Here is a 21,195-nt window from a genome sequence, read left to right as displayed (position 1 = left end):
GACGACTGCGCCGCCCTGCGGCCGGTGTCGGGGCCCCCGGGCCAGAGAGCGAGTGACGTGTCGGGAATCAAGATCACCGGCGAAAACCGTCTCGTCCTTGTGACGGGGCGTGCGCACCCGCAGCTGGCGATCGACATCGCGCAGGAGCTCGGCACCGAGCTGACGCACACCGACGCACGCACCTTCGCGTCGAGTGAGATCTATGCGCGATACGACGACAGCGTCCGCGGCTCTGACGCGTTCGTGATCCAGTCGCACACCCGGCCGATCAACGAGTGGCTCATGGAGCAGCTCATCATGGTCGATGCGCTCAAGCGGGCCTCGGCCAAGCGGATCACGGTCGTCGCTCCCTATTACCCCTACGCCCGCCAAGACAAGAAGGGTCGCGGTCGCGAGCCGATCTCGGCCCGCCTCGTGGCCGACCTGTTCAAGGCCGCCGGCGCGCACCGCATCATGAGCGTCGACCTGCACGCGCCGCAGATCCAGGGCTTCTTCGACGGTCCGGTCGACCACCTCTTCGCCATGCCCGTGCTGCTGAAGCACTTCCAGGAGCGCCTCGACCCTTCGACGCTGACCGTCGTCTCACCCGACATGGGGCGCGTCAAGGTGGCCGACATCTGGAGCGAGAAGCTCGGAGCGCCGCTGGCGATCATCCACAAGCGTCGTGACCCCCGCGTCATGAACGAGGTCTCGGTGCACGAGATCGTCGGTGAGGTCAGCGGTCGTGTCTGCCTGCTGGTCGACGACCTCATCGACACGGGTCGCACGATCGCCAAGGCCGCCGAGGCGCTGAAGAAGGCCGGAGCCCTCGGGGTCATCGTGGCCGCCACGCACGCCGTCTTCTCCGACCCGGCTCCCGAGATCCTCTCGAACGAGTTCATCGACTCGGTCGTCGTCACCGACACCCTTCCGATCACCGAGCACCAGATGTTCGACAGCCTCACGATCCTGCCGATCGCTCCGCTCATCGCCCGTGCGATCCACGAGGTGTTCGACAACGGGTCGGTCACGTCGATGTTCGACGGCGCCGCCTGAGGTGACACCGCTGTCGCGACTGCTCGTCCTCGACTTCGACGGCACCGTCTGCCTCGGCGACGAACCCGTGCTCAGCTACGCGCGGCACATCGACGAGGCCCTGCCCGAGACCGAGCGCGTCGTCGAATCGACGATCCGCGCGTTCCTGGCCGGCCCCGACGCGGTTGTCCATGAGAACGACGACGAGAGTGCAGGATCCGCGGCTCGCCACCTCGCCACTTTGGTCGACGCCGCCGACGGCTACGCGGCTGCGGCCTCTCTCGCGCGCTCCCGCGGCGTCGCCGCCGCTTCGCTCAGCCGCGCGTACGAGGCCAGCCGCCGCGAGCTGGCCGGCGGCCTCCTCGAGACCTGGGCTCCGGCCGGCCTCGCCGACTTCCTCACCGGCCTGAGGAGCGCCGGCGTCACCGTCGTCCTCGTCACCAATGCCACGGCGACCGGCGTAGCCGGGCAGCTGGCGCACCTGGGGCTCGACGGCGTCTTCGACGAGATCGTGACCGATGCCGGTAAACCGGGTGGGATGCCTCGGATCCTTACGTCTCTGCGGGAGAAGCACGGCCTGGCCGCGTACCCCGAGCGTCTGCTCAGCGTGGGCGACATCTGGCGCAACGACCTCGAGCCGGCCGCCGATCAGAAATCCCCTACGGCCCTGATCGAGAGGTTTGCGGCTGACGAAGCGAAGCCCACTTTCCGGGCCCCGACCTTCGAGGGGCTCTACGACGACATCGCGGCCTGGGCCTCGCGCGCCTGATCGGCGGGTGCCGGGCTCGGCGTCACCACGAAGGTGCGGCCGGGGTGGTCGGCTGAGAGGTGGGCTCCGGGTCGTCCGAGCACCTGCTCGCGGAGGGTGCCGGTGGCTGGCTCCAGGGGCATGCGGCCGCGGCGACGGAGCTCGGGCACGACGAGTTCGGCGAAGTCGACGCAGTCGGCGGTGCCGAACAGCGGTTCGAGCAGGAAGCCGTCGAGGCCGGTCTCGTCCATGATGCGTTCGAGAGCGTCGGCGACCTCGATCGGATCGCCGACAAGCTGGAGGCCGCGCGTCCCCTTGCCCTTGAGATCGTCCAGAATCTCGCGGACGGTCGGGGGAGCCGTGCCGTCGGTGGGCAGGAAGCGGTCGATGTTGCTCTGGGCGATCTGTCCGATCTGCCCGCCGTCGTCGCGCAGCTGGGTCAGATCGCGATCGGGGTCGAGCGAGAGCAGATCGATGCCGGTGTTGCCGGCGTAGAGCACGGCGACGACCTCGTCGGTCTGCATCGCGTCGAATTCGGCCCGGAGGGCATGCGCCTCCTCGCTCGTCGGGGCGACTGTCACCGAGAGCCCGACCATCGTCACGATGGAGTCCGGGTCGCGGCCGTGCTCGGCGGCGCGGGCGCGGATGTCGGCGACGTTCGCCTTGGTGTGCGGGCCGGTCGTGTATTGGACGAAAACCGCTTCGGCATTGCGGGCGGCGTAGGCACGACCGCGCTGCGATGTGCCGGCCTGGAACAGCGTCGGCGTCCGCTGCGGCGACGGTGCGACGGTGAAGTAGCCGTTCGAGCGGAAGTGTTGGCCTTCGAACGAGATGCGGTGGATCTTCGAGCGGTCGGCGAGGATCTCGGCGTCTTTGTCGGCGCGGAAGCCGTCGTCTTCCCAGGAGCCCTCCCAGAGAGTCATGGCCAGGTCGACGTACTCGTCGGCCTGGTCGTAGCGGTCGTCGTGCTTGACCATCTCGGTGTGGCCGAACAGCGCGGCGACGGCGTTCGCCGAGCCGCCCGTGACGATGTTCCAGCCGATGCGGCCGCCGGTGAGGTGGTCGAGCGTGGCGAAACGCCTGGCGGTCTGCAGGGGGTGGTCGAGCCCCGTCGCCGAAGTGACCACGAAGCCGAGCCGGGTGGTCTCGCGAGCCAGGGTCGGGATCAGCAGCGACGGATCCATGCCCGGAAAGTTGATTCCGCCCCGCGCCGCCATCTCGGGCAGGTCGCCGTCGATGGTCGGGTATCCGAAGCCATCGGCGAAGAACAGGAAGTCGAATCCCGCCTGGTCGAGGATCTTCGCCATGCCGATCCACAGATCGAGCTCGTGGTACCGGACGGAGTCGCTTCGAGGGTGCGACCAGCTGCGCGTTCCGCCGACCTGTGTGCCGGCGACTTCGAACACGCCGAGATGCATCTGCTTCATGGCGCCAGTGAACCAAATGGTTCACTCGGGGTCTAGGTGCGAAACAGGCTGTTTACGAAGCAGGCGCGAAGTCGTAACACGGCGGGCCGGATCCTGGGCTCCGTTGGGGCAACGACCGTCACACCACGCGCTCGCAGAGGGCCCGGTGCGCACTGTCGGCCACCCGGCCCACGAGCGCGTCGTCGCCGAGGCTGAGCAGCGACGCCTGGAGCCCCCGCCAGAGCGCCACGGTCTCGTGGCCGAGCTCGAGAGCCTGGTCGGGTGACGCGCCGGCGTCTTCGAACGCGCCGGCGACGTGACCGACCCACTCGGTGCCGATCAACCCCAGCAGGGTGGCGAAGCGGTCGCGCTCGAACCCGGCGAGGCCGAAGATCTCGAAGAAGAGCCGGTGGAAAGCCCGGTTCCGAGGATCCGCGATGGTCGCCCACGCGCCCCCGAGACGTTCCGTGAGCGGCAGGGCGTCATCATCGAGAAACGTGATCACCTCGGCCATGGTCGGAAACCGCGACTCGGCTCCGTGCAGCGCCTCGACGATGAGCTCTTCTCGCGATCCGAAGTAGTAGAGCAGCATGCGGTTGTTCGAGCCCACCGCCGTGGCGAGTGCCCGCAGGGTGATCTGGGCGATGCCGTTCTCGACGACGTGATCGACGATGCGGTCGAGCAGTTCGTCGCGGCGACCGGGTGCGCCCGTGGCCCGAGTGGCTCCGTCGACGTCGTCCATGCCGTCGACGCTATCGGTTGGCCGGGAGTGCGACGACGGCAATCCGACCGAAATGCCGATGAAACATCGGCGGTCTAGCGTTCCGAGGATCACCGATCGATGCCGCGGCCACAGACCCGCCCCAGCCGCGAACGATCCCTTCTGAGCCACCGAGCCCCTTGGAGTGCCATGAGCATCTTCTCTGCCCCGCCCGTGCTGAAAAAGGACTACGACCGTCGCGGGTTCCTGCGCCTCGGGGGAAGCGTCGGCCTCGTGGTCGGCACCACAGCCCTCCTCGCCGCCTGCTCGACCGATTCCGGTTCGAGCCCGAAATCGTCCGGTGCCGCTGCTGCCGGAAGCCTCGGCACAATTGCCGTGCAGCTGTCGTGGATCAAGAACATCGAGTTCGCGGGCGAGTACTTCGCGACCGAGAAGGGCTACTACACGAAGGCCGGTTTCGACGCGGTCACGCTTCTCGCCGGCGGCGGTCAGACCGGCGCCGAAGAGGCCCTCCTCGCCGGACAGGCGCTTGTCGGCCTGTCGTCGCCGTCGATCACCGCCCCCTCGATCAACAAGGGCGCGACCCTCAAGATCATCGGCACGACCTTCCAGAAGAACCCGTTCTGCCTGCTGTCGCTCGACGAGAAGACCCCGATCAAGACTGTCGCCGACCTCAAGGGCAAGAAGATCGGCGTGCAGTCCGGAGGCAACCAGACCATCTTCGAGGGCTTCTTGAAGGCCAACGGCCTGACCACCTCCGACGTGACGATGGTCACCACGCAGTACGACATCGCCCCGCTCGAGGCCGGCAAGTACGACGCGCACATGTCGTACATCACCAACGAGCCGATCCTGGCCGAGGCCGACGGCTTCACCCCGGTCGTGCTGGGCTTCGCCGACAACGGTCTCCCGTTTGTCGCCGAGACCTTCACCACCACCCAGGATGCGATCGACAACAAGCGCGACACCCTCAAGGCCTTCCTCAAGGCCGAGGTGCAGGGCTGGACCGACGCCGCCAAGGATCCCGCTCAGAGCGCCAAGTACGCCGCCGAGAAGTACGGCAAGGATCAGGATCTCGACGTGGCCGAGCAGATGAAGGAGGCCGAGGCGCAGAACACCCTAATCCTGACCGACGACGTCAACAAGAACGGCCTCTTCACGATGACCGACGAGCTCGTGGCCGAGAACATCGCGTCGCTCAAGGCCATGGGAACAGACATCACGGCCGAGAAGCTGTTCGACCTGACCCTGATCAACGAGGTCTACAAAGAAAACCCTGAGCTGATCACGACCTTCACGATCCCGACCGCCTGATCGCCATGTCTTTCGCGCCCAGTACTCAGCTCTCGCTCGCCACGAACGACCCCGCCGGTTCGCCGGAACTCGCCACCGGCATCAACATCCAGGGTCTCACCAAGACGTTCCAGCTCGGCCGGAAGTCCGTCCAGGCCCTGTCCGAGATCAACCTGGGCACGAAGAAAGACGCCTTCCTGACCCTCCTCGGTCCGTCGGGATGCGGAAAATCGACGATTCTCCGCATCCTGGCGGGCCTGGAGACCCCGAGCTCCGGCGCCGTGGTCGTCAACGGCAAATCCGCCGCCGAGATCCAGAAGAGCCACGAGACCGGCATCGCCTTCCAAGACAGCGCGCTGCTGCCGTGGCGGAGCGTGACGGCCAACATCCGGCTTCCGCTCGAGGTCGCCGGCATCACCCCGCCCGCAGGGCTCGTCGACGACCTCATCGACCTGGTCGGGCTCAAGGGTTTCGAGAACGCCAAGCCCGCCCAGCTCTCGGGCGGCATGCGCCAACGTGTATCGATCGCGCGCTGCCTCGCCGTGCAGCCGACGATCATGCTGCTCGACGAGCCGTTCGGTGCACTCGACGACATGACGCGCCAGCGGATGAACGTCGAGCTGCTTCGCATCTGGACCGAGAAGCCCGCGACCACGCTCATGGTCACCCACGGCATCTCGGAGGCCGTCTTCCTCTCCGACGTCGTCGCCGTCATGAGCGCTCGGCCCGGCCGCATCGCGGAGGTCGTCGAGATCGACCTGCCGCGCCCGCGCCTGCCCGAACTGACCCGCACTCCCGAGTTCCACGCCTACGTCGATCGCATCTCCGAGATCCTCTTCGGCTCGCACGGGGCGGCCGTCGATGACTGACCTCAAGCAGGCGTTCGAGCGCGAGCTGTCGCAGAGCATCGCCCTCGACGTCGAGACGAGCCGCGGCCCCGCCCGCCGCTCGATGCTCGGCTCCTTCCGTTCGATGCCGCCCTGGGTCGGCTCCGTCGTCGGCATCGTCGTGATCCTGGTGGTCTGGCAGATCGTCGCCGTCACCGTGTTCTCCGTCACGGGCAGCGTGCCGCAGCCGGGCCTCGTCGCCGCCCAGCTCCTCCACGACCTCACCGACCCGATCTACTGGAACGCGATCGCCCAGACGGCCGCGACTGCCGGCTGGGGATTCCTGTGGGGCAACCTCATCGCCTTCGTGCTGGCCGTGCTCGTGCTCGTCTTCCCGTGGTTCGAGGGCATGTCGACGCAGCTCGCGGTCGTCACCTCGTGCATCCCGTTGACGGCGATCGCGCCCATCGTGACGCTTCTGATGCCCGCAGGATCCCGCACCACGTCGATCTTCCTGGCCGCCCTGAGCGTCATCTTCACCACTGTGGTCGGCACCATCCTCGGCCTCAACGCCGCGACCCAGACCCAACTCGATGTCGTCCGCGCCTACGGCGGCTCGCGCCTGACGCAGCTTGTGAAGGTGCGCTTCATCGCGGCCCTGCCGAGCATCATGGCGGCGCTCAAGCTGGCAGCGCCGGCAGCGCTTCTCGGCGCCGTGCTGGGGGAGTACTTCCTCCTCGGGGTCGACTCGGGCATCGGGATCCTTCTTCTGGCCGCGCAGGCGACCGCTGCCAGCGTCAAGCTCTGGGCGATCGCTCTGATCTGCGGTGGCGTCGCCGGGCTCGCGTACTTCGTGATCGGCCGGATCGGTCGCCTCGTCACACCGTGGTCGGCGGGCGACAGCCGCGCCGGGCAGGGGTTCTGATGGCCACCGCGATCCGCCTCTCGCGGACTGAGAGCCGAGCGCCGTCGCAGACCGGAGCCACCGTGCGGTTCGTCGCGCGTCGGATCGGCCGCACGGTCGTGACGATTCTCGCGTCAGCCGTGATCCTCGGCCTCCTCTGGCAGTTCGCGATCATCGGACTGCACGCGAACGCCTTCATCGCGAAGAAGCCGCTCGACGTGTACAACTACCTGTTCGTCGACTCGTCGCTGTCGCAGACCACCGCGGCCGAGAACCGCGAGGTGCTGTTCGGTCTGCTCGGCACGACGCTGCTGCATGCCCTGGTCGGCTTCGTCTTCGGGGTGGGCGCGTCGATCGTCATCGCGATCGTGTTCACCCTCATTCGCCCGATCGAGTTCATGTTCATGCCGATCGCCATGCTGCTGCGCACCGTTCCGCTGCTCGCCATGGCCCCCGTCATCTACCTGATCTTCGGCAACGGGCTCGTGACGGCAGCCTTCATCGGCGGAGTCGTCGTGTTCTTCCCGCTGCTGGTCAACCTGACGCTCGGCTTCCGGTCGGTCAGCGCCCAGTCGGTCGACCTGATTCGCGTCTACGGCGGGAGCCGCTGGACGATCATGCGAAAGATCGCCATTCCGACGGCGCTGCCGCACTTCTTCGCCTCGATGCGGATCGCCGTGCCCGGGGCCATCACGGGGGCGATGCTCTACGAGTGGCTCTTCACCTACGAGGGCCTCGGAGCCGCCATCACCAGCGCCAAGTCGAGCTCCGACTACGGCATGATCTGGGCGATTGTGGTGCTCATCACCGTCGTGTCGATCCTCTTCTACACGATCGCGACGTTCATCGAGACGGCCGTTCTCGCCAAGTGGGGCCCCGATGCCGGAAAAGCCGTCTCAAAGTGACCCGCACCATCCCCGTACCGAATCCAGGAGTACCCGCATGAGCGACACCCCCGTCCGCGACCTCACGGCCCTGCCGAAGGCGCACCTGCACATCCACCACGAAGCCGCCATCCGGGCGACGACGCTTGCCGAGATGGGGGCCGCCGAAGGCGTCGACGTCTCCGTGCCCGCCGAGTTCGACGACTTCAGCGCATTCAGCCAGACCTACCGCGGCATGCTGCAGGTGCTCTCGATCAAAGAGAACCTGTTCCGCCTGATCGACGAGTCGATCGAGGACTGCGCTCGCGAGGGAATCGTCTACGCCGAGTTCGGTGCGAGCCCGCACTTCTACGTCGACACCTTCGGCTCGACCGAGCTCGCCCTCGACGCCATGATCGCCCGAGCCCGCGAGGCCGGCGAGCGCTGGGGCGTCGAGGTCGGCTATATGGTCACCGTCGACCGCACCGAGAGCGTCGAGACCGCGACGGCCTACGCGAAGATCGCCGCTGCCTACGCCGGTCGCGGGGTCGTCTCGCTCGGCCTCGCCAACGACGAGCGGGGTCACCCGGCCGAGCAGTTCCACGAGGCGTTCGCCATCGCCAAGGAGGCCGGGCTGCTCTCGACGCCGCACGCGGGCGAGCTGGCAGGGCCGGAGCAGGTCGAGAAAGCGGTCGATGCCCTTCAGGCCGACCGGATCCTGCACGGGGTGACCGCGATTCAGAGCGACGCCCTGACGGCACGGCTGGCCGCCGAGGGTATCTGCCTCGACGTCTGTCCGACCTCGAACCTGCTGCTCGGCGTGATCCCCGAGATCGACGCGCACCCGCTCAAGCAGCTGCTCGACGCGGGTGTGCGTTGCTCGATCAATGCCGACGACCCGGTGCTCTTCGGCCCCGGTCTCCTGTCGGAATACGAGCTGTGCCGGTCGGTGCTCCGGCTCACCGACGAAGAGATCGCGGCGTGCGCACTCAGCTCGATCGAGTGCAGTGGCGCCTCCGACGCCGTCAAACAGAAGGCAGTCGCCGGGATCGCGGCGTGGCTGGCCTGATGCGTCGCCTCGTCATCGAGGGCGCGCACGTGGCCACGGTCGACGCGGTCGATCGGGAGTTCGTCGGCGGACACGTCGTGGTCGACGGCTCGCGCATCATCGCGGTCGGCGACGGGCCGGCGCCGCCCTGGGTGTTCGCAGACGGGGTCGAGGTCGAAAGCGTCGACGGCAGCGGGCATCTGCTGACGCCCGGCCTCGTCAACACGCACCACCACCTCTACCAGTGGCTCACCCGCGGCATCGCGCAAGACTCGATCCTCTTCGACTGGCTCGTCGCGCTCTACCCGACCTGGGCGCGCATCGACGAAGACCTCGTCGAGGCGGGTGCCGAAGCGGCCCTCGCCGTGCTCGCGAAGTCGGGCTGCACCCTCGCGGCGGATCACCACTACGTCTTCCCCCGAGGATCCGGCGACATCGTCGGGGGCATCGTCCGTGCTGCCGCTCGAGTCGGAATCCGACTCCACGGAACGCGCGGCTCGATGGACCTCGGGCGTTCGGCCGGTGGGCTCCCGCCCGACTTCGCCGTGGAGACCACGGCCGTAGCCCTCGACGCGTCGGCTCTCGCGGTCGAGCGGTACCACGACGCCTCGGCCGACTCGATGGTGCAGATCGCTCTCGCGCCCTGCTCGCCGTTCTCGGTCACCAGCGAGCTGCTCACCGAGGCGGCGACTCTCGGCCGCTCCCTCGGCGTGCGCCTCCACACGCACGGCTCGGAGACGGTCGAGGAGGACGCGTTCTGCCAGGAGCGCTTCGGCAAGACCCCGACCCAATATCTGGAGGATCTCGGTTGGCTCGGCGACGACGTCTGGATGGCGCACAGCGTGCACCTCGACGACCACGCCATCGCCCGCTTCGGCGCGACCGCCACCGGCAGCGCCCACTGCCCGTCGTCGAACGCCCGGCTCGCGGCCGGCATCGCGCCCATCCCGCAGCTGCTCCGCGCCGGGGCGCCGGTCGGCCTCGGCGTCGACGGCTCCGCCTCGAATGAGTCGGGCCAGCTCGGCACCGAGATCCGCCAGGCCGTGCTCATGAATCGCCTTCGTGCCGGCGCTGATGGGTTCAGCGTCCGTGACGGGCTGCGGATCGCGACCGTGGGCGGTGCCCGCGTGCTCGGGCGCGACGCCGATCTCGGGTCAATCGAGGTCGGCAAGCTGGCCGATCTCGCGCTCTGGGACCTCCGCGGCGTCGAATTCGCCGGCCTCGTCGACCCGGTCGCGTCTCTCGGCCTCGCGTCGATGCCGCCGTTGGCAGGGCTCTTCGTCGGTGGGCGCCGGGTCGTCGACGACGGCCGTCTGACCACGATCAACGAGGTCGGCGTCGCTCGAGCCGCAGCCCGGGCGAGCGCCGACCTCCTCGGCCGCGTCTAGCCGTCTCGCCGGCTTGGCCCTAGTGGGTCGAAGGTTCGGTCTCGATCTCGGAGCGGTCGCCCGACCACAGCGTGTGGAACACCTTGTCGCTGTCGGTGCGCTTGTAGGTGTGCGCTCCGAAGAAGTCGCGCTGACCCTGGATCAGCGCGGCCGGGAGGCGCTCCGACGCGAGCGAGTCGTAGTAGGCGAGGGCCGACGAGAAGCCGGGCACCGGGATCCCCGAGAGGGCTGCCTTCGCGACGATCCGGCGCCAGGCGTCTTCGCCGTCGGCGACGGCCTTCGCGAAGTACTCGTCTTCGAGAAGGGTGGCAATGGTCGAGTCGTTCTCGTACGCGTCGACGATGCGGTTCAAGAACTGCGCGCGGATGATGCAGCCGCCGCGCCAGATCTTGGCGACGGCGCCCTTGTCGATGCTCCAGCCATACTCCTTGGCGCCCGCGATGATGGCGTCGAAGCCCTGGGCATAGGCGACCATCTTCGAGGCGTACAGGGCCTTCTGAACGTCGTCTTCGAAGTTGTCGCCCGGATCCTGAATCTCGGGTCGGTTCTTCAGTGTCTTCTGAACGGCAGCGCGCTGGTCGGGCTTCGACGAGACCGCTCGGGCGAAGACGGCTTCGGCGATACCGCCGACCGGCACGCCGAGGCCGACCGAATTCTGCACCGTCCAGACGCCGGTGCCCTTCGAGCCCGCCTGGTCGACGATGAGGTCGACGAGCGGCTTGCCGGTCTTCTCGTCGACCTGCTTCAGCACCTCGGCGGTGATCTCGATGAGGTACGACTCGAGCTCGCCCTTGTTCCACTCCTCGAACACCTTTGCGATCGCGGCGGGCTCGTGGCCGCCAACGCGGCGAAGGAGGTCGTACGACTCGGCGATGAGCTGCATGTCGGCGTACTCGATGCCGTTGTGGATCATCTTGACGAAGTGCCCGGCGCCGTCGGTGCCGATGTGGGTGACGCACGGTTCGCCCTCGGCGACCGCGGCGATGGACTTCAGGATCGGGCCCAGCGTCTCCCAGGCCTCCGCGCTGCCTCCCGGCATGATCGACGGACCCTTGAGAGCGCCCTCTTCGCCACCCGAGATGCCGGTGCCGACGAAGTTCAGCTTCTTCTCTTTGAGGTCGTGCTCGCGACGGATGGTGTCGTGGAAGTTGGCGTTGCCGCCGTCGACGATGATGTCGCCCTCCTCGAACAGGTCGGCGAGCTGCGAGATGACCGCGTCGGTGCCCTTGCCGGCCTGCACCATGATGATCGCGGTGCGCGGCTTCGACAGTGAATCGACGAACTCCTCGATCGTCTTCGACGCGATGAAGCCGGCGTCGCCGTGCTCCTCCATCAGCGTGTCGGTGCGCTCGGGGGAGCGGTTGTACACCGCGACGGTGTTGCCCTCGCGGCTGGCCAGGTTGCGCGCAAGATTCGATCCCATGACGGCGAGCCCGACCACTCCGATGTTCGCCTGTGCGGTCTTTCCGTGTTCGGCCACGGTGCCTCCTTCGAATGTAAGTGAGGTCAATCTATCCACCACCTCCGACACGTATCCAGGGTCTGTCAGGCCCACTCTGGTGCCGGAGAGAGTGCCGTGTAGACTCTTCCCTTGAACTTCGGCGAGGGGTGCACGGCACCCGTTATCGACGCGGTGGGCGGATTATGGGCGCAGGCTCCGGTCTTTCCTCACGCACGGTTTCACCAACTGCGTTCGAGTTGAATCCACGGGCCACAGATCGCCGACTTCGGCGAGGCCCACAATCTTCCAAGGAGACACACAATGGCTGACGACAGCAACAAGCTTTCCGTCGAGCGTCGCTCGAGCTTCGGCAAGGGAGCGGCTCGCAAGATCCGCGCCGCCGACAAGATCCCCGCCGTGATCTACGGTCACGGCACCGAGCCCGTGCACATCTCGATGCCCGGTCACGAGACCATGCTGATCACCCGTCGTGCGAACTCGGTCCTCGAGCTCGACATCGAGGGCACCCAGCAGCTCGCACTCGTCAAAGACATCCAGCGCGACCCGGTGCGCCAGATCATCGAGCACATCGACCTCATCGTCGTCCGTGCCGGCGAGCGCGTCGAGGTCGAGATCCCCGTTCACATCGAGGGCGAGTCGGCTCCCGGCACGATCCACGTGGTCGAGGCCAACACCCTGCTCCTCGACGTCGAGGCGACGCACATCCCGCAGAGCGTCGTCGTCTCCATCGAGGGCCTCGAAGAGGGCACCCAGATCCTCGCCTCCGACGTCGAGCTCCCCTCGGGCGCCAAGCTCGTTCTCGACGGCGAGTCCCTCGTCGTCAACGTCACCGTGCCGCAGCTCGACCTCGTGTCCGACGCCGACTCGACCGACGAGGCCGCCGAGGGCGACGTGCCGTCGATCGAAGACGAAGAGCGCTCCGAGTAACACCCCGAACAACAGCGCGATAGCGGATCGGCGAGGAGCAGCGCTCTGGACGACAACAGATGGCTCGTGGTCGGGCTCGGTAACCCCGGGCCCGACTACGCCTCGACCAGACACAACGTGGGCCAGATGGTCCTCGCTCTCCTCGCCGATCGGTTGCAGTCCGGTTTCAAGAGCCACAAGACGCAGGCCGTGGTCGCCGAGGGGCGCAGCTTCCCCGGCGGCCCGCGCTTCGTCCTCGCGAAGCCGACCACGTTCATGAACGTTTCGGGTCCGCCCGTCGCCGCACTCCTCCGGTACTACGACCTCGACGTGTCGCGGCTCATCGTCGTGCATGACGAACTCGACATCCCCTTCGACACCCTCAAGATCAAGCAGGCCGGCGGCCACGGCGGCCACAACGGTCTGCGCGACATCATCGCGGCCTGCGGGTCGAACGACTTCACCCGGGTGCGGGTCGGCATCGGCCGTCCCCCCGGGCGTCAACCCGCGGCCGACTTCGTTCTGCACGATTTCTCGAGCACCGAGCGCAAGACGCTCCCCAATCTCCTCGACGATGCGGCCGACGCCGTCGAGATGATCGCGGCCGACGGCCTGACCGTGGCGCAGCTGAAGTTCCACACCGCCTGACTCCGGCCTGCCGGTACGCGCGAGGGCCGTCGCCGGACGGGGGACACCCGATGTCCCCCGGACTGGGTGTGTCCGCCGTATGGGGGACCGGCTTAGGTTCTACCCAGAACAGAACGGTTCGGCAACTGCCCGACGGTCGTCACGGGTAGCCCAAACACCCCGTGAGCCGACCTGTTCCGCAGGCGGCACCCGAGCCGTCGAGAGTCGGGGGACTCAAGGACTCCGCAGCGGACACCCCGATCGTCGGCATCACCGACGACGTCCGCGGCAGGATCGCGCACGGATGCGCAGAAAAGGCAGTGCAATGAGCCAGACCACCACGATCACCGCCACCCGCGGCACCGCGATGAACAGGATCGTCTCCGGGACGATCGCGGGTGCCGTCGGCATCGTCCTGCTCCTCGGCGGAGCGGGTACGTTCGCTCTCTGGAACAGTTCGACCGGAGCCGAGGCGGGCACGATCTCGTCCGGCACGCTCGCACTCGCGCCCATCGCCGGATCGGCGGGCACCTGGACCGACACCACGAACGGGCGCAACACGGGAACAACCGCCGCGAACATCGTGATGGTGCCCGGCAACTCCTACTCCTACACGCGCCAGTTCTCCGTGAAGGCCACCGGAACCGATCTGAAGGCGGTGCTGACGTACGACGAGGCCAGCATCAAGGGCACGTCCGAGCTCATCCAGGCGACGACGCGCTCGCTCGACGTCTCCTCGTCGTCGGCGAACGTCAGCCGCGTCGGCAGCTCCAACACCTTCACCGTGACTCCGGCGGCCGGCACATCGACCGTGTCTGTCGTCTTCTCGATCGCGCTTCCGCAGACGGCTGAGACCGGGCAGAACGGCACCGTCGACCTGACCGGGCTCAAGTTCACCCTCACCCAGACGGCCATCGGGTCGTAGCCGCGACGACGGGAACGCAACCATGCGAGAAATCGCGACAGGACGGCACGCCGCGCCTCGGCGACGTCGGACGCTCGCCCTGCTCGCCCTCGGCGTGGCCATGGCAGTCCTACTCTGCTTCGTCGGCACCCGCGGCACGCTCGCCCTGTGGAAGGCCGATGCGGCGATCCGCGCCGGCACGATCAAGAGCGGTACGGCCTCCCTCGACGTGTCGATCCTGCCCGCGATGTACCTGACCGCTCTCGGCCCCGGAGGCTCCACGACGGGCGCGTTCACCGTGCAGAACACGGGGTCGGTTCCCATGGACATCCGGGTGTCGACGACGTCCACCCATGTGGCCTACGCCGGGTCGACCCCCGACGCGACCGTCCTCGGATCCTTGACGATGCACCTCTCGAGCGTTGCTAAGGCATCCGATTGCAAGGCCGGCCTGTCGGGCGCCTCCGGGCCGATCGCGACGTTCGACACCGGAACCGGCTACTACCGACTGCCCGTCACGACGACCAGGGCCACTGCGTGCCTCGAGGTGTCGCTCGCGGCCGACGCGCCGCAGTCCGTCTCGGGTGCCGTCGTCGACTTCGTCGTCACCGTGTCGGGCAAGCAGGTCGTGTCGTGAAGCGCAGGATCCGACTACCCGCCGGGCGGGCGGCTCTCGTCGCAGCCCTGGTCGCGGCCATGATCGCCGGTACCTCGTCGACGGCTTTCGCCCTGTGGTCGACATCTCGGATCACCCAGTCCAGTGCCACGATCGGCTCGCTCGTGGGGGGCCTCTCGGGGACCGACGCAATGACGACGACGTTCTCGTCGACGGCCACATCGTTCACCGCGCCGCTCACCCTGACGAACAACGGCACCATCGCGGGCACGTACTCCACATCGACCGTCGCCGCGCAGAGCCGAACGCTCGCGCAGAACATCACGGTGGTCGCCTGGCAGGTGGCCGCCGCTGCGGACTGCACTGCGTCGGCTGACGCCCCGTCCTCGTCGCTCTCGGGAACCTGGGCCTCGATGCCGAGCCTCACGGGATCCCTGCCCGCCAAGCAGTCCGCCGTCTGGTGTCTCCGCAGCGCGCCCACGTCGAGTGCACCCGCGTCGTCGACGACGAACCCGGTGATCTCGATGGTCCTCGCGTCGGGCAGCTGGCGGTCGCCGACGGTGGCGGGCGGCTTCTACGTCGACACGGCCAAGGCCGCGGCCGCCGTGGCGACGGCGACCTGCACCGACCAGTCGGGAGGCAATAACGTCGTCATCGCGTGGGACGCCTCGAGCAGATCGCCCGACACCTTCTACGACCTCGAGATCGGCGGCACACGCGTCGGCGACCCGACCCAGGGGTACTCGGCATCGACGACCCTGTCGGCCAGTCGAATCTCGACCACGGTCGCGCCCGACGGAACGGCCCGGGTCGACGTGGTCGTCCTCGACGCGAACGGGAATGCGACGGCGACGATCCAGGCGTCCAGCACGGTGACGCTCGCAACGACGTCGGCGGGCAGGACACTCCGGTGCGGCGCGTGAGCGGCATCGTGCGCGCCGTGGCGGTGGGCTTCGGTCTCGGGGTGATGCTGCTCGTGGCAGGTCTCGGAGTCATCCTCGTCGTCGTGCCGAAGGCGACCGGCTCGACGCCGCTCACCGTCCTCACGTCGTCGATGGAGCCGACGCTCCCGCCCGGCACCCTCGTGGTCGTCCGCCCCGAAGACCCGTCAAGGATCCGAGTCGGCGACATCGCGACCTACCAGCTCGCCTCGGGGAGGCCCGAGGTGGTGACGCACCGCGTGCGCGCCGTCACCACCACGTCCACCGGCGAACGGCTCTTCACCTTCCGCGGAGACGCGAACGACGTCGCCGACGCCCCGGTCGCCGCCATTCAGCTCCGTGGCGTCGCCTGGTATTCGGTGCCGTTGCTCGGCCGGGCCAACACCCTCGTCAACGGCCACGACCGACCGTGGATCATGCCCGGGATCGCCGGCGTCCTCCTCGTCTACGGGCTCGCGATGGTCGCTCTCGGAGTCCGCGCGGCGCGGAGGCGTCGACGGGGCCCGGCTGCGGGCCGCCGATCGGCCCATGGCCGGAGACGGCTCACTGCCGCGTCGTAGCCCACTTCGCCCTGCGCGGACTCCCGGGCCGGTGTCGGAGGCGGCACGTAGACTCGAACCCGTGATACTCCAGGGTTTGATTCCTGCGCTTTCGCGCGCCTCGACGTTCGACTCTGCCCTGAAGCAGGCGACGAGATCGAGCGACTTCTCTCTCGTCGACGGCCTCCGCGTGCCTCTGCTGGCCGGGCTCCTCGACCGTCGTGCCGAAGGGTCGGGTGCGGCGCAGGCGCTTCTCGTGATCACCGCCACCGGGCGCGAGTCGGAGGCGGTCCGCACGTCGCTGACCAGCTACCTGCCCGACGCCGAGGTGATCGAGTTCCCCGCATGGGAGACCCTTCCCCACGAGCGGCTCAGCCCGAGCGCCGAGACGGTCGGCAAGCGCATCCACGCACTGCGGCGCCTGGTCGAGTGGCAAGCCGCGTTCGCGTCGGATCCTTCGTCTGTCGCCCCGCTCGTGGTCGTCGCGGGCGTGCGCGCCGCGCTCCAGCCGATCTCCGACAACCTCACCGACATCGATGCCGTGCGGCTCACCGTGGGGGAGCGCGGCTACGACCTCTCGGCGATCGCTGTGCGCCTGGTCGACCTCGCCTACGCCCGCGTCGACATGGTCACGCGTCGTGGCGAGTTCGCCGTGCGCGGCGGCATCCTCGACGTGTTCCCGCCGATGGCCGAGCACCCCGTCCGCGTCGACTTCTTCGGCGACGAGATCGACCAGATCCGCCTGTTCGCGGTCGCCGACCAGCGCAGCCTCGACACCGAAGCGAAGACGGTCGAGTTGCCGCCGAGTCGCGAGATGCTGCTCACCGAGTCGGTCCGCCAGCGGGCCCGCGAGATGCAGCACGAGTTCCCGAGCCTCGCGCAGATGCTCGAGAAGATCGGGCAGGGCATCCCCGTCGACGGAATGGAGTCGCTGGCCCCGGCGCTCGTGCACCGTCTCGTGCCGCTCACGCACTACCTGCCGCCGTCGGCGGCCATCGCCGTGCTCTCACCGGAGCGCGTCGTGTCGCGGGCCAAGAGCCTCGCCGACACCAACCGCGAGTTCCTCCAGGCAGCCTGGAGTGCCGCCACGGCCGGCGCCGAGGCACCCATCGACCTCGACTCGGGCGACTTCCTCACCGTCGGCGACCTGCGCCTCCAGGCCGGCGACCGCACCTGGTGGTCGCTGTCCGGGTTCGACTCCGGCGTCGTGCTGAGCGACGAGGAGCGGATCGAGTCGGCCGGTGACTACGTGCGGATCGACGCCGAGACCGTCCCCAGCTTCTCCGGCAACGCCGAGGGTGCCGTCGAGCACGTCGCCGAGCTCGCGGCCGCCGGCTGGAGCATCGTCGTCACCGCCCGAGGCGTGGGCCTCGTCGACCGTGCCCGCGACGTCCTCGCCGAGCGCGGGGTCGCGGCACGTATCGTCGAGGCGCTTGGCGACGACCTCGAGCCGGGGGTCGTGCATCTCGTCACCGGCGGTGTCGAGGCCGGCTTCCAGGTGCCCGAGGCGAAGCTCGCCGTGCTCGGCGAGGCCGACTTCTTCGGTCGGGCCGCCGGCTACGACGGGCGTCAGGTCAAGAAGCTCGCCTCGCGTCGAAAGAACGTCGTCGACCCCCTGCAACTCAAGACGGGTGACATCGTCGTGCACTCCACGCACGGCATCGGCCGGTTCCTCGAGCTCACCAGCCGCGAGGTCTCGTCGGGCGGCCGCAACGCCGTCAAACACAGCCGCGAGTACCTCGTGCTCGAATACGCGCCGTCGAAGCGCGGGCAAACCGGCGATCGTCTCTACGTGCCGACCGACCAGCTCGACCTGCTGAGCCGCTACGTCGGTGGCGAAGCGCCGAAGCTCTCGAAGATGGGCGGCAGCGACTGGTCTCAGGCGAAGGGCAAAGCGCGCAAGGCCGTTCGCGACATCGCCGTCGAGCTGGTCAAGCTCTACTCGGCGCGAATGGCCTCGCGCGGTCACGCCTTCGGCCCCGACACTCCCTGGCAGCGCGAGCTCGAAGAGGCCTTCCCGTTCGCCGAGACGCCGGATCAGCTGACCACGATCGACGAGATCAAGGCCGACATGGAGCGCCCCATTCCGATGGATCGCCTCATCTCGGGCGACGTCGGCTACGGCAAGACCGAGGTCGCTATCCGTGCCGCCTTCAAAGCCATCCAAGACGGCAAGCAGGTCGCCATGCTCGTGCCAACGACACTCCTCGTCAAGCAGCACATGGAGACCTTCTCCGAGCGATTCGCCGGGTTCCCGGTGCACCTCCGAGCGTTGAGCCGGTTCCAGACGGCCAAAGAGTCGAAAGAGACGATCAAGGGCATCGGCGACGGGACGGTCGACATCGTCATCGGCACGCACCGCATTCTCACCGAGGGGCTCTCGTTCAAAGACCTCGGGCTCGTGATCATCGACGAAGAGCAGCGCTTCGGCGTCGAGCACAAAGACCAGCTCAAAAAGCTGAAGACGAACGTCGACATCCTCGCGATGAGCGCCACACCGATCCCGCGCACGCTCGAGATGGCCGTCACCGGCATCCGCGAGATGTCGACGCTGGCCACTCCACCCGAAGACCGTCACCCGATCCTCACCTTCGTCGGCCCCAACAGCGAACGTCAGATTGGCGCCGCGATCCGTCGCGAGCTCCTCCGCGAGGGGCAGATTTTCTTCGTGCACAACCGTGTCTCGTCGATCAACCGGGTCGCCGCCCAGCTCGCCGAACTCGTGCCCGAGGCCCGGGTGGCCATCGCGCACGGGCAGATGCCCGAGTCGGCGCTCGAACAGGTGATGGTCGACTTCTGGGAGCGCAAGTTCGACGTGCTCGTCTCGACGACGATCATCGAGACCGGCCTCGACATCGCCAATGCCAACACGCTCATCATCGATCGCGCCGATCGCTACGGTCTGTCGCAGCTGCACCAGCTGCGCGGCCGCGTCGGCCGCGGCCGTGAGCGCGGCTACGCGTACTTCCTCTACGACGCCGACAAGCCGCTCTCCGAGACGGCTCAGGATCGCCTCGAGACCATCGCCGCGAACAACGAGCTCGGCGCAGGTATGCAGGTGGCACTGAAAGACCTCGAGATCCGCGGTGCGGGAAACCTGCTCGGCGGCGAGCAGTCCGGTCACATCGCTGGCGTCGGCTTCGACCTCTACCTCCGCATGATCGGCGAAGCGGTCAACGCCTTCCGCGGCGACGTCGCGGAGGGGCAGACCGAGTTGAGGCTCGAGTTGCCCGTCGACGCCCACATTCCCGAAGACTACGTCGAGAGCGAGCGCCTCCGTCTCGAGGCGTACCAGAAGCTCTCGACGGCGTCGTCGCCGACCTCGTCTGACGAGCAGATCGACTCGGTGCTCGAAGAGCTGACCGACCGCTACGGAGAACCGCCCGCCGAGGTCCTCGCCCTGATCGAGGTGTCGAGGCTTCGCAGGATGGCCCAGAAGACCGGCCTCAGCGAGGTCGTCGCGATGGGAACCAACATGCGCGTTGCGGCCATGGAACTCGCCGACAGCGTGCAGCTCCGGCTCGCCCGGCTGTTCCCGGGCGCGCGCTACTTCGCCCAGACGAAGTCGGTCAGCGTGCCGATGCCGCGCAAGAACGGCGAGGCCCTCCCCGACGCCGAGCTGATCACCTGGGTCGAGCAGCTGCTGACGAGCGTCTACGGGGCCGAGCCCGCGCGGCCGACTGACAGCGCGGCGGCACCGAGCTAAGCGAGTTGCCTTGCGCGGGCGCGATCCCGCTTGCGGTGCGCTCGCGCCAGCATACTCACGAGCGCGCCGGCGATCACGATCGACAGCCCCGACCCGACGAGCACCGCGAGCGTGCCCTCGTCAACGATCTCCTCGCTTCGCGCGAACGCCAGCTCGTTCATCAGGAGCGACACCGTGAATCCGATGCCGCCGAGCATCGCGACGGTGATGAGCTCGGTCGTGCTCAGAATCTGCCCGCGCCTCGCCGGGTCGGGATCGCGGAACACTCTCGAGGCAAGACCGCCGGCGAGGGTGATACCGATCAGCTTGCCGACGGGAAGCGCGACGACGATCGCCCAGAATACCGGGCTCAGCTCGCCGAGACCCACGCTCGGGACGGCCACGGCGGCCGCAGCGAACGCGAAGACGGGCAGCACGATGCCATTCACGAAGGGCTCGAGCGCGTGCACGGCCTTGCGCGCGGGCCCCAGCGGCAGCACGAGGCCGACGGCGACGGCTGCAATGGTCGCGTGGACCCCGGAGCTCAGGACGAGGTACCAGGTGACCACTGCCAGAACGGTGACGAGGGCGACTGCCGCGACCCCGAGGGATCCTTGTCGTCGTCCGAGCAGCCGGCCGGCCGCGAAGGTGGCGACGACGCCGAGAACTCCCAGGCCGAGGTAGAGCGGGCTGCTGTCGTGGGTGAAGAAGACGGCGATGATGAGGATTGCGACCAGGTCGTCGAGTACGGCGAGCGCGAGGAGGAAGACGCGGATGCGCCCCGGCAGACCCCGGCCGAACACGGCGAGCACGCCCAGCGCGAAGGCGATGTCGGTGGCCGTGGGCACGGGCCAGCCGGAGGCGTACGACGAACCGGCCGTGAAGATGAGGTAGACGGCGGCGGGCGCCGCGACTCCGCCGATGGCCGCGATGGCCGGGACGATCGCCTTCGAGAGCGAGTTGAGCTGTCCCTTGACGAGCTCGTGCTTGAGGTCGACCGCGACGACGAAGAAGAAGAGGGCCAGGAGGCCGTCAGAGATCCAGTGCCCGATCGACAGGTCGAGCCCGATGAGCGGAATCGACAGGTGGTGGTCTTTGAGGGCGAGGAGGCCGGGCCCGGTCGACAGATTGGCGAGGACGAGGCCGAGAACGGCGGCGGCGAGAAGAAGAACGGCGGAGGCGCGCTCAGAGCGGAGCAGGTTCGGCATGGGTTCCTGTCGGGAGGGTCGGGCAGAGAAGTGTCGACCAGACTTCCCGACTCACCAATGCCCATTCTATCGTTGAGCACCGACAGGCGCAGAAA

Annotated in this window: 19 protein-coding genes; 15 read left to right on the top strand and 4 right to left on the bottom strand. The window is 68.1% G+C overall.

Features of this window, described 5'->3' with window-relative positions; all coding sequences use genetic code 11:
• The first annotated feature begins 57 nt into the window (after positions 1 to 57).
• On the top strand, positions 58 to 1,035 hold the full coding sequence (locus VH571_RS07665; protein ID WP_055963312.1) for a ribose-phosphate diphosphokinase: 978 nt from the start codon (positions 58 to 60) through the stop codon (positions 1,033 to 1,035).
• Position 1,036: 1 nt separating this feature from the next.
• Entirely contained in the window at positions 1,037 to 1,783 is a 747-nt protein-coding gene (locus VH571_RS07660; protein ID WP_423264002.1) for an HAD family hydrolase, read from the top strand.
• Here the strand turns inward: VH571_RS07660 and VH571_RS07655 are convergent.
• Both VH571_RS07655 and VH571_RS07650 read right to left on the bottom strand, forming a co-directional pair.
• Entirely contained in the window at positions 1,747 to 3,189 is a 1,443-nt protein-coding gene (locus VH571_RS07655) for an NtaA/DmoA family FMN-dependent monooxygenase (RefSeq protein ID WP_423264001.1), read from the bottom strand. The two genes, VH571_RS07660 and VH571_RS07655, sit on opposite strands and share 37 nt — an antisense overlap.
• A 118-nt stretch (positions 3,190 to 3,307) precedes the next feature.
• Positions 3,308 to 3,910: a hypothetical protein gene (locus VH571_RS07650; protein ID WP_423264000.1), complete on the bottom strand. Its 603-nt coding sequence runs from the start codon at positions 3,908 to 3,910 to the stop codon at positions 3,308 to 3,310.
• A gap of 168 nt (positions 3,911 to 4,078) precedes the next feature.
• Between VH571_RS07650 and VH571_RS07645 the strand changes: the two genes are divergently transcribed.
• From VH571_RS07645 to VH571_RS07620, 6 genes are read left to right on the top strand one after another with little or no spacing between them, the layout of a single operon-like run.
• Positions 4,079 to 5,203, top strand: coding sequence for an ABC transporter substrate-binding protein (locus tag VH571_RS07645; RefSeq protein WP_423263999.1), 1,125 nt, complete (start codon positions 4,079 to 4,081; stop codon positions 5,201 to 5,203).
• Between the two features lie 5 nt (positions 5,204 to 5,208).
• A complete protein-coding gene (locus VH571_RS07640) occupies positions 5,209 to 6,051 on the top strand; it encodes an ABC transporter ATP-binding protein (RefSeq protein WP_084816241.1) in 843 nt (280 codons plus the stop codon).
• Complete coding sequence (locus tag VH571_RS07635; protein WP_423263998.1) at positions 6,044 to 6,934, top strand: ABC transporter permease; 891 nt, start codon at positions 6,044 to 6,046, stop codon at positions 6,932 to 6,934. Before VH571_RS07640 ends, VH571_RS07635 begins: the two co-directional genes overlap by 8 nt.
• Complete coding sequence (locus VH571_RS07630) at positions 6,934 to 7,818, top strand: ABC transporter permease (RefSeq protein WP_423263997.1); 885 nt, start codon at positions 6,934 to 6,936, stop codon at positions 7,816 to 7,818. Before VH571_RS07635 ends, VH571_RS07630 begins: the two co-directional genes overlap by 1 nt.
• A gap of 37 nt (positions 7,819 to 7,855) precedes the next feature.
• Positions 7,856 to 8,845: an adenosine deaminase gene (add, locus tag VH571_RS07625; protein ID WP_055963292.1), complete on the top strand. Its 990-nt coding sequence runs from the start codon at positions 7,856 to 7,858 to the stop codon at positions 8,843 to 8,845.
• Complete coding sequence (locus VH571_RS07620) at positions 8,845 to 10,212, top strand: 8-oxoguanine deaminase (RefSeq protein WP_423263996.1); 1,368 nt, start codon at positions 8,845 to 8,847, stop codon at positions 10,210 to 10,212. The genes add and VH571_RS07620 overlap by 1 nt, the downstream gene beginning before the upstream one ends.
• A gap of 19 nt (positions 10,213 to 10,231) precedes the next feature.
• Here the strand turns inward: VH571_RS07620 and gndA are convergent, their stop codons facing one another.
• Positions 10,232 to 11,692: an NADP-dependent phosphogluconate dehydrogenase gene (gndA, locus tag VH571_RS07615; RefSeq protein ID WP_423263994.1), complete on the bottom strand. Its 1,461-nt coding sequence runs from the start codon at positions 11,690 to 11,692 to the stop codon at positions 10,232 to 10,234.
• A gap of 282 nt (positions 11,693 to 11,974) precedes the next feature.
• Here gndA and VH571_RS07610 point away from each other — a divergent pair, with 282 nt between their 5' ends.
• The 7 genes from VH571_RS07610 (at position 11,975) to mfd (ending at position 19,913) form a co-directional block, all read left to right on the top strand.
• Positions 11,975 to 12,601, top strand: coding sequence for a 50S ribosomal protein L25/general stress protein Ctc (locus VH571_RS07610; protein WP_423263993.1), 627 nt, complete (start codon positions 11,975 to 11,977; stop codon positions 12,599 to 12,601).
• A gap of 45 nt (positions 12,602 to 12,646) precedes the next feature.
• On the top strand, positions 12,647 to 13,228 hold the full coding sequence (pth, locus tag VH571_RS07605) for an aminoacyl-tRNA hydrolase (RefSeq protein WP_423264026.1): 582 nt from the start codon (positions 12,647 to 12,649) through the stop codon (positions 13,226 to 13,228).
• A 304-nt stretch (positions 13,229 to 13,532) separates the two neighbouring features.
• Complete coding sequence (locus VH571_RS07600; protein WP_228514614.1) at positions 13,533 to 14,132, top strand: alternate-type signal peptide domain-containing protein; 600 nt, start codon at positions 13,533 to 13,535, stop codon at positions 14,130 to 14,132.
• A gap of 22 nt (positions 14,133 to 14,154) precedes the next feature.
• The gene (locus VH571_RS07595) at positions 14,155 to 14,748 is read left to right on the top strand and encodes a hypothetical protein (protein ID WP_423263992.1); all 594 of its coding nucleotides are present in this window, start codon (positions 14,155 to 14,157) and stop codon (positions 14,746 to 14,748) included.
• Entirely contained in the window at positions 14,745 to 15,650 is a 906-nt protein-coding gene (locus VH571_RS07590) for a hypothetical protein (RefSeq protein ID WP_423263991.1), read from the top strand. The genes VH571_RS07595 and VH571_RS07590 overlap by 4 nt, the downstream gene beginning before the upstream one ends.
• Complete coding sequence (locus VH571_RS07585; RefSeq protein ID WP_423263990.1) at positions 15,647 to 16,228, top strand: signal peptidase I; 582 nt, start codon at positions 15,647 to 15,649, stop codon at positions 16,226 to 16,228. The genes VH571_RS07590 and VH571_RS07585 overlap by 4 nt, the downstream gene beginning before the upstream one ends.
• Before the next feature lie 61 nt (positions 16,229 to 16,289).
• Positions 16,290 to 19,913 (top strand): transcription-repair coupling factor, encoded by a 3,624-nt coding sequence (mfd, locus tag VH571_RS07580; protein ID WP_123942962.1) that lies wholly within the window; start codon positions 16,290 to 16,292, stop codon positions 19,911 to 19,913.
• Here mfd and VH571_RS07575 read toward each other — a convergent pair.
• Positions 19,910 to 21,100, bottom strand: a complete 1,191-nt coding sequence (locus VH571_RS07575) for a Na+/H+ antiporter NhaA (RefSeq protein ID WP_423263989.1) — start codon at positions 21,098 to 21,100, stop codon at positions 19,910 to 19,912. The genes mfd and VH571_RS07575 overlap by 4 nt on opposite strands.
• Between the last annotated feature and the right edge of the window lie 95 nt (positions 21,101 to 21,195).

Origin of the sequence: Frondihabitans sp. 4ASC-45 (assembly GCF_049472575.1) — a bacterium.
Lineage (GTDB): Bacteria > Actinomycetota > Actinomycetes > Actinomycetales > Microbacteriaceae > Frondihabitans.
The sequence above is the reverse complement of the archived record's forward strand: the minus strand, read 5'-3'. Positions and strand labels throughout refer to the sequence as shown.

Coding starts and splice junctions, on each gene's coding strand:
- VH571_RS07655 (WP_423264001.1), bottom strand. CDS start 3,189: ATGAAGCAGATGCATCTCGGCGTGTTCGAAGTCGCCGGCACACAGGTC.
- VH571_RS07650 (WP_423264000.1), bottom strand. CDS start 3,910: ATGGACGACGTCGACGGAGCCACTCGGGCCACGGGCGCACCCGGTCGC.
- VH571_RS07645 (WP_423263999.1), top strand. CDS start 4,079: ATGAGCATCTTCTCTGCCCCGCCCGTGCTGAAAAAGGACTACGACCGT.
- VH571_RS07640 (WP_084816241.1), top strand. CDS start 5,209: ATGTCTTTCGCGCCCAGTACTCAGCTCTCGCTCGCCACGAACGACCCC.
- VH571_RS07635 (WP_423263998.1), top strand. CDS start 6,044: ATGACTGACCTCAAGCAGGCGTTCGAGCGCGAGCTGTCGCAGAGCATC.
- VH571_RS07630 (WP_423263997.1), top strand. CDS start 6,934: ATGGCCACCGCGATCCGCCTCTCGCGGACTGAGAGCCGAGCGCCGTCG.
- add (WP_055963292.1), top strand. CDS start 7,856: ATGAGCGACACCCCCGTCCGCGACCTCACGGCCCTGCCGAAGGCGCAC.
- VH571_RS07620 (WP_423263996.1), top strand. CDS start 8,845: ATGCGTCGCCTCGTCATCGAGGGCGCGCACGTGGCCACGGTCGACGCG.
- VH571_RS07610 (WP_423263993.1), top strand. CDS start 11,975: ATGGCTGACGACAGCAACAAGCTTTCCGTCGAGCGTCGCTCGAGCTTC.
- VH571_RS07600 (WP_228514614.1), top strand. CDS start 13,533: ATGAGCCAGACCACCACGATCACCGCCACCCGCGGCACCGCGATGAAC.
- VH571_RS07595 (WP_423263992.1), top strand. CDS start 14,155: ATGCGAGAAATCGCGACAGGACGGCACGCCGCGCCTCGGCGACGTCGG.
- VH571_RS07575 (WP_423263989.1), bottom strand. CDS start 21,100: ATGCCGAACCTGCTCCGCTCTGAGCGCGCCTCCGCCGTTCTTCTTCTC.